The sequence below is a fragment of the Halomonas sp. ANAO-440 genome (assembly GCF_019915905.1).
Lineage (GTDB): Bacteria > Pseudomonadota > Gammaproteobacteria > Pseudomonadales > Halomonadaceae > Halomonas > Halomonas chromatireducens.
On sequence record NZ_JAHXBV010000016.1, the window covers coordinates 140,120 to 146,638 of the forward strand.

Here is a 6,519-nt window from a genome sequence, read left to right on the forward strand (position 1 = left end):
GTGAGCCCTCAGAATGGTCCGGAGCTTGACCATGCCATCGGGTGTGTGTCGCTGGGCGTGAAGCGTTTCTCCCTCAGCATGAGCGGCTGGGGCGGGGCAAGTTGCTCGCACAGCACCTTGAGCACGCCGCGCCGCGTGAAGGCAACAACGTCTGCCATGCGACCCATGTCCTCGCCATCCGCGGTCAGGGTATGGGCATGGCGTAACTTGACTTGGCATTCTGGCGCCTTGAAATGCACGACGGTGTCGTTACGGCGAGGTGTACGTCTCAGCAAGCGAGTCGTGATGAAGGCAACCAGCAGAGGCAGCCAGGGGCGTTGGCGCACCGCCACTACGTCCAGATAGCCATCGTCGATCCTGGCTTCGGCAATGTAGTGACCGCCGCCGAAATAGGCGCCCGAGGCAATGGCAATGGTGAGCCAGCGTCCCTCGGCGACCTGGTCGTTACACTCGATGCGGGCATGAATACCTTTTTGCAAGCCGACCCTCTGCGCCAAAGTGAAAAGATAGCTGAAGCGGCCCCACCGCCGTTTATGCCCCTGTGAGGCTTCCCGGCTGGGTACCGTCCCCAAGCCTATATGGGCGACATTGAGAAACAGCCGATCATCGATCCATGCGACATCGACATCGGCGGTCTGACCCGAAGCGACCAGTCGGCATAGCTCCGCCGGGTCTTCCGGCAGCCCCAGGTTTCGGGAAAAGTCGTTCGCCGTTCCCGAGGGCAGCACAGCCAGGGTCGCTTTGCGCTCGACGCAAAGCGATGCCACCCGGTTGACGGAACCGTCGCCACCAGCCACCAGTACTCGATCGCCTTCGCAGATATCGCTATCCCAGGTCGGTTGCGTCAGGTCGCGTGTCGTAAAATCGGTCATGCCCACGGCGTTCAGGTGGGCCTTCCAGAATGACTCGCCGCGCTTTCCATCGCCCGCCTTGCCATTGATGATCAACCAGTCACGCATCGTGGTGTCTCCTTACCCCAGCGCCCCGCTCCCCATGAGCTTAGTCAGCTATCGGTTTTAATGCACCGAAGTCTCTCGCTTCGACAATGAAATTTCGAGTGGCTTTGCATGAAGCATCATGCCGTAACGAGACATGACAAGAAGTAAGAAGTGGTAAAAATGACTCACAATTCAGAAAGAATCGATCCTGACCTGCGCTGTCTCCAGTGACGGATAACGTGGTTCAATTTGGCGTCCCCGGGACCCTGGGAGACTGCATATTTTCTGCTATGTTCGAGCAGAGAGATATCCGCAACCCGAGAGGTAACGTGGCAGGAGGTAACGTGGCAGCCAATACCCTGACAGAGAACGTGCCTGAAACAATGACAGCAATGCTGTTGACCGGCCATGGTGGCATTGACAAGTTGATCTACCGCGACGATGTGGCCACGCCGAGGCCCGGGCCGGGCGAAGTGCTGGTGCGGGTTACCGCAACGGCCAAGAACAACACCGACCGTAAGGCCCGGGAAGGGCTCTACCCCACCAAGGAGAAGGGCGAGGTGACCTCCTTTGCCATGGGGGGAACTCCGACGCTGACCTTTCCGCGCATCCAGGGCGCCGATGTGGCTGGGAAGGTGGCTGCCGTGGGCGAGGGAGTCGACCCCCAGCGCATCGGCCAGCGAGGCCTGCTGGACTTCAATCTCTACCCCGATTCACGACGCGATATCAACCTGATGCCGGACTATTATGGACATGGTGCCGATGGCGGATTCGCCGAATACGTTGCCGTGCCCTCGGATCAGTTTCACCACGTGCCCAATCCTGAACTTGCGGATGCAGAGCTCGCCTCCATGGGCATGTGTTCCTATCAGACCGCCTATCACATGATGACATCGGCCAATGTGACCGCAGGCGAGCGGGTCCTGGTAACCGGAGCCAGCGGAGGCGTTGGCACTGCCCTGATCCAGCTGTGTCGCATTGTGGGAGCCACCCCCATTGCGGTCAGTCAGCTCGACAAGGCGGATGCCCTGCTGGCCATGGGTGCCGAGGCGGTGGTCGATCGAGGCGATCTCCCGACCTTCGTCGAGCGCGTGCTGGAAGCGACCGGCGGTGCGCCGATCGATGCGGTGATGGATCTGGTCGGCGGCGAGATGACCGACCGCTTTATCGACACCATGATCGTCGACATGAAGCGCCGCTCCACCTATCCGCGTCTCTCCATAGCCGGGGCCAGCGGTGGCAATCTCAGCGAAATCATGTGGACCCGTATCTATCTTTATCAGGTGCAGATTTTCGGCGTCTCGCACGGTACGCGGGAAGAGGCGGAGCAACTGATGGAGTGGATACGCCAAGGCCAGCTCAAGCCAGTTCTGCATGCCGCCTTCAAGCTCTCCGATCTGCACCGGGCCGAAACCTATTTCGTCAACCGTGGTAGCAACTACCTGGGCAAGATCGTCATCGTGCCCGACGCCCAGTGGGAAGAACACGGTGCGCCCTTTGCACTCGAGGAGAAGGCATGAGCCACGAATTGACGCTGCGCCTGATCGATACCCATGCCGGCGGCGACGTCAGCCGGATCGTGATCGGTGGCATCGATCCGCTGCCTGGCGATACCGTGCGCCAGCAGATGGAATACCTGGAGAACGACGCCGACGGCCTGCGCCGGCTGCTGCTGAACGAGCCTTACGGGATTCCCGAGATGTCGGTGGACTTGATCGTCCCTGCTACCAACCCCAAGGCCAGCATGGGCTACATCATCATGGAGGTCATGGGCTATCCGATCTACTCCGGTTCCAACACCATCTGCACGGCCACTGCGCTGCTGGAGAGCGGCCTCATTCCCAAGCAGGAGGGCAAGCAACGCTTCATGCTGGAGTCCCCGGCGGGGTTGGTGCAGATTGAGGCTCTGGTAGAGAACGGGGTGGTCGAGGCCATCACCTGTGGTGGCTTGCCAAGCTACATCGATACGCATCGGGCACGCATTAACGTACCCGAGGTGGGCGACGTTACCTACAGCATTGCCTACAGTGGTGGCTTCTACGCCCTGGTGGATGCCTCGGAGCTGGGCTTCTCGCTCAAGCGGGAGGAGGAGCGGGCGCTGGCCAGATGCGCCCACCGCATCGTCGAGGCTATCCAGGCCAGCAGCGGCTTCTCCCATTACACCTTGGGAGACGTGGGGCCGCTGCCGTTCCTGCACTTCATGGGGCCAGTGGACCAGGTCGCTGACGACTTCTACCGTTCGCGCTCCGCCACCTACGTTCACCCGGGCGTGATCTGTCGCAGCACCACCGGTACCGGCACTTCTGCGCGGCTGGCACTGATGCACTACGAAGGCACCATCAAGCCCGGTGACCGCCTGGAGACGGTTTCTCTGCGCGAGACCGGCTTCATCGGTGAATTTGTCAGTTCACGGGAGGCGGGCGGCAAGCACCAGGTGGTAGAGAACACCATCACCGGAAAGAGCTATGTCCTGGCCCGTTCGGAGATCGTGGTCAATTGCGACGATCGCATGGTGGAGTGCGGCAGCTTGCACCATATTCTCAGCAGCCGTCATGGCTGACAGGTAGCGACGAACGGCGTCCTGCCGCTGTCCACAGGGCGCCGTCACGCTGGCCCGCTGGGTCTCTTTCAATCGACCGCGCCTGTCTCCCGCTGGGCACGCGACTCCAGTTTCGTGAGATAACCATGTATCCGCGCGGCGTTGGCACCAATGTCGCTGCGGCCGATGCGCGAGGCGGAGCGAATGTCCACCCTGACGCCAGCTCCGCTTTCACGCAGGCGGATTACCACGTCGTCCTCGAAACCGAACCAGGTGGTGGTAGCAACGGCTTCGATGATGCCATCGTCGACGGCGACCAGCTCCCAACCTGCGGCTTTCACCTCGGCCACGGCCGCATCGAAGGCGTCCGAGAGGGGCCTCGACAGCTCCAGCGGCTCGATGTGCGGATACGCCTCATGCTGCAGCCTGGCGAAGGCTTCGCCGGGGTACTCCACCGCATTGGGTGCGGCCTCGCGGGCTTCCACCAGCGCCCTGAAGGATGGCGGATCCTCGGTATCAGTTGTGATGTCGTGGATGGCGGGTGCAGAGCGTGCCTGCTGCAGGTGCGTTAGTGGAACGATCAGCAGCGCCATTGTGCCAATCAGCGCCAGGCCGCCGACCAGTGCCGCTTTAACTCGACGGCAGAAGGCAGCGGCCACCAGGGTGATCAGGCCCAGCCCAGCCGACGCGAAGGCAGCATAGGCTCCGTAGCGCAACAGGTCGAAGGCCCCGCTCAAGGAGAGCCATTCCATGCGATAGGTGGGTCCCGCTGCAGCCATCAGCAGGGTAGCCAAGCCGAGCAGGGCAAGGGCAAGCAGTCCCGACACCGACGGCCACCGTCCACCTCGACGCGCTGAGTGCATAGTGCTTTCCTCGCCGTTGTTATGCTTGATCGTGCAGGACGCCCAGGCATACATGGCGCCTGCGGTATTTCATCCAATGCTATACAACCTGTCAGTGAGTCTCGCTCTGCCGCTTGGCTGCATCAATACCTGTCTCCGTCCGGACCGCTGCTAATATTACCTTGCAGGGGCCGTGGGTGCCCGCTGCCGATACGGCACGACGCCTGAAAGGCGGGAGCCATTTCTCTTTACTGCCGAGAAGCCAATGAAGACGAGCCCCCCTGTCGCTATTCGCACGTACCTTTTCCTTCTGGCGAGCCTGGCTGTGCTGGCTGGTTGCACTGCATCACCCTTGAGCGAGACTACCGCCGAGTTGGCCCCGCTTCAGGTGGGGGAGAGCAGACTTCACGCCGTAGATGGCACCCTGCTGCTTCATATCAAGGATATCCCTGGCAGCATCCATGTTGATGCCGATACCGAGTTTGGCGCATCGGAGCAGTTTACCGGCGCTTCCCTTTCACCCGATGGGGAGTGGCTGGCAGTCACTACCGACGGGGTCGCGCACAGTGCCGGCTGGCTGGTGCGGGTGGGAAACCGAGACCCGCAGCCTGCTGCGTTTCAGTATGGCGGCGACCTGGCGCTCGGGCCCTGGAGCGAGAATGGGCGCTACGCGGTATTCGAGGCGGAGGGCCCGGCACCGAGCCATACCCTGGCCGTCGTCGATCGTCAGAACCTTGGCGCGACAGTCAGCGAGAATTCCGCGGCGGTACGTATACCGGACCATGAAGCGCAAGTGCCTGCCCACGCTCGCTATACCGCCGTTGGGTGGCGTTCGGGTGAGCTAGTGTTTGAGGTAGACGGGGGCCGCTATCGTTTCGATCCGTATAGCTTGGACGTGATCGTCGAATGAGTAGACCTCTGGGCAACTCAGCTTTGAAGAGCTGAGTCAGGTATCGTCACCATAGGCGTGGTGCACCTCGTCGAGCAGCCAAGTCTGAAAGGCATCCACGGCGGGGTTCGGGCCGGTTCCGATCATTATGGTAGTTCCACGCGACACAATCTGCTGGTGTGCCGGTTCACCGTGCCGTCTTTCTTGCCTCGGCCACGGTCGTCCTTGCCCTGGTGGTCTTAGAGGTCACCATGCCCGACCGCCTCCAGACAACATCACGCGGTCTGGATAAACGGTAAACAATGGTGACTAAGCGGTTTCTTTCGTTAACGTTTTGCTGCGCATTTCTCCTGTATCGACCAAGATTGCCGACCTATCTTGATAAGGTAGTTCTTAACTCTAGGAGGGAGTTGTCATGAAAAGAAATGGAATGAAGAGAACACTATTGGCTATCGCCATCGGCGCAATTTCCGCCGGCCTTGCAGGCGGTGCCTTGGCTCAGGATGCCGAGGATGAAAACGAGCTCAACGGTGATGCAGCAATGAGCGAAGAACAGCCCGAACAGGTGACCGAGGATCCCGAGAACGCCCTGGATCGTGATGAAAACGACCTGGATTCCCAAGGCGACGATGTCGAAGACTATGAGGACATGGACGCCGACGATATGGACGTCGATACGACCGATGACGACATGGCTGATGACATGGATGTCGATGAAACGGCCGACGACATGGATACCGAAGGCATGGACACCGAAGGCATGGAGGCCGATGAGGCTCCCGCGACCGGTGCCGACGATGCATTCGATGAGGCAGGGCCGGCCGAGGCCACGCTGGATGAGTCACTTGGCTCCATGCAGGTCAGCGAACTGGAAGGCATGACCGTCATCAATATGGAAGATAAGGAGATCGGTGATATCCAGGAAGTGGTCAAGCATAACGACACCGGTGACCTTCATGCGGTTATCACCGTTGGGGGCTTCTGGGGCATGGGTGGCACGGACATCACTCTGCCGCTAGCGGAGATGCTCCTGGAGGACGACCAACTGGTGTTCCAACAGACCTATGGTGAAGACGAGCTGGAAAGCACCAACGAATACGACGAGGAGCGCTACAGCGAAGTGGATGACGATTTGACCCTTTCCGAGGCCTGGGGACGTAACTAGTCATGTGAGATAGCCTCACCGCCAGGCAGCACGGATCAGCTGTGAAGGACATTTAAAGGCATCGGAAAGGCAAGGCCATTGCGCCTTGCCTTTCTTTTTGTGCGCCAGGCATGGCGCGCAGCGCCTGACTGGCGCTGTTCCCGAGG

Annotated in this window: 6 protein-coding genes; 4 read left to right on the forward strand and 2 right to left on the reverse strand. The window is 60.5% G+C overall.

What is annotated here, in order from left to right; genetic code table 11:
- Positions 1-8 precede the first annotated feature (8 nt).
- Complete coding sequence (locus KZO25_RS12660; protein ID WP_223137232.1) at positions 9-959, reverse strand: diacylglycerol/lipid kinase family protein; 951 nt, start codon at positions 957-959, stop codon at positions 9-11.
- 362 nt (positions 960-1,321) lie between these two features.
- Here KZO25_RS12660 and KZO25_RS12665 point away from each other — a divergent pair, with 362 nt between their 5' ends.
- Together KZO25_RS12665 and KZO25_RS12670 are read left to right on the forward strand one after the other, a co-directional pair.
- Positions 1,322-2,458: a zinc-binding dehydrogenase gene (locus tag KZO25_RS12665; protein ID WP_223137243.1), complete on the forward strand. Its 1,137-nt coding sequence runs from the start codon at positions 1,322-1,324 to the stop codon at positions 2,456-2,458.
- Positions 2,455-3,498: a proline racemase family protein gene (locus KZO25_RS12670; RefSeq protein WP_066444165.1), complete on the forward strand. Its 1,044-nt coding sequence runs from the start codon at positions 2,455-2,457 to the stop codon at positions 3,496-3,498. The genes KZO25_RS12665 and KZO25_RS12670 overlap by 4 nt, the downstream gene beginning before the upstream one ends.
- Before the next feature lie 68 nt (positions 3,499-3,566).
- Here the strand turns inward: KZO25_RS12670 and KZO25_RS12675 are convergent, their stop codons facing one another.
- Entirely contained in the window at positions 3,567-4,340 is a 774-nt protein-coding gene (locus KZO25_RS12675; protein WP_223137233.1) for a DUF1499 domain-containing protein, read from the reverse strand.
- Between the two features lie 331 nt (positions 4,341-4,671).
- Here KZO25_RS12675 and KZO25_RS12680 point away from each other — a divergent pair, with 331 nt between their 5' ends.
- On the forward strand, positions 4,672-5,229 hold the full coding sequence (locus tag KZO25_RS12680) for a hypothetical protein (RefSeq protein WP_223137234.1): 558 nt from the start codon (positions 4,672-4,674) through the stop codon (positions 5,227-5,229).
- Between the two features lie 394 nt (positions 5,230-5,623).
- Positions 5,624-6,373, forward strand: coding sequence for a PRC-barrel domain-containing protein (locus KZO25_RS12685; protein ID WP_223137235.1), 750 nt, complete (start codon positions 5,624-5,626; stop codon positions 6,371-6,373).
- Positions 6,374-6,519: the final 146 nt, after the last annotated feature.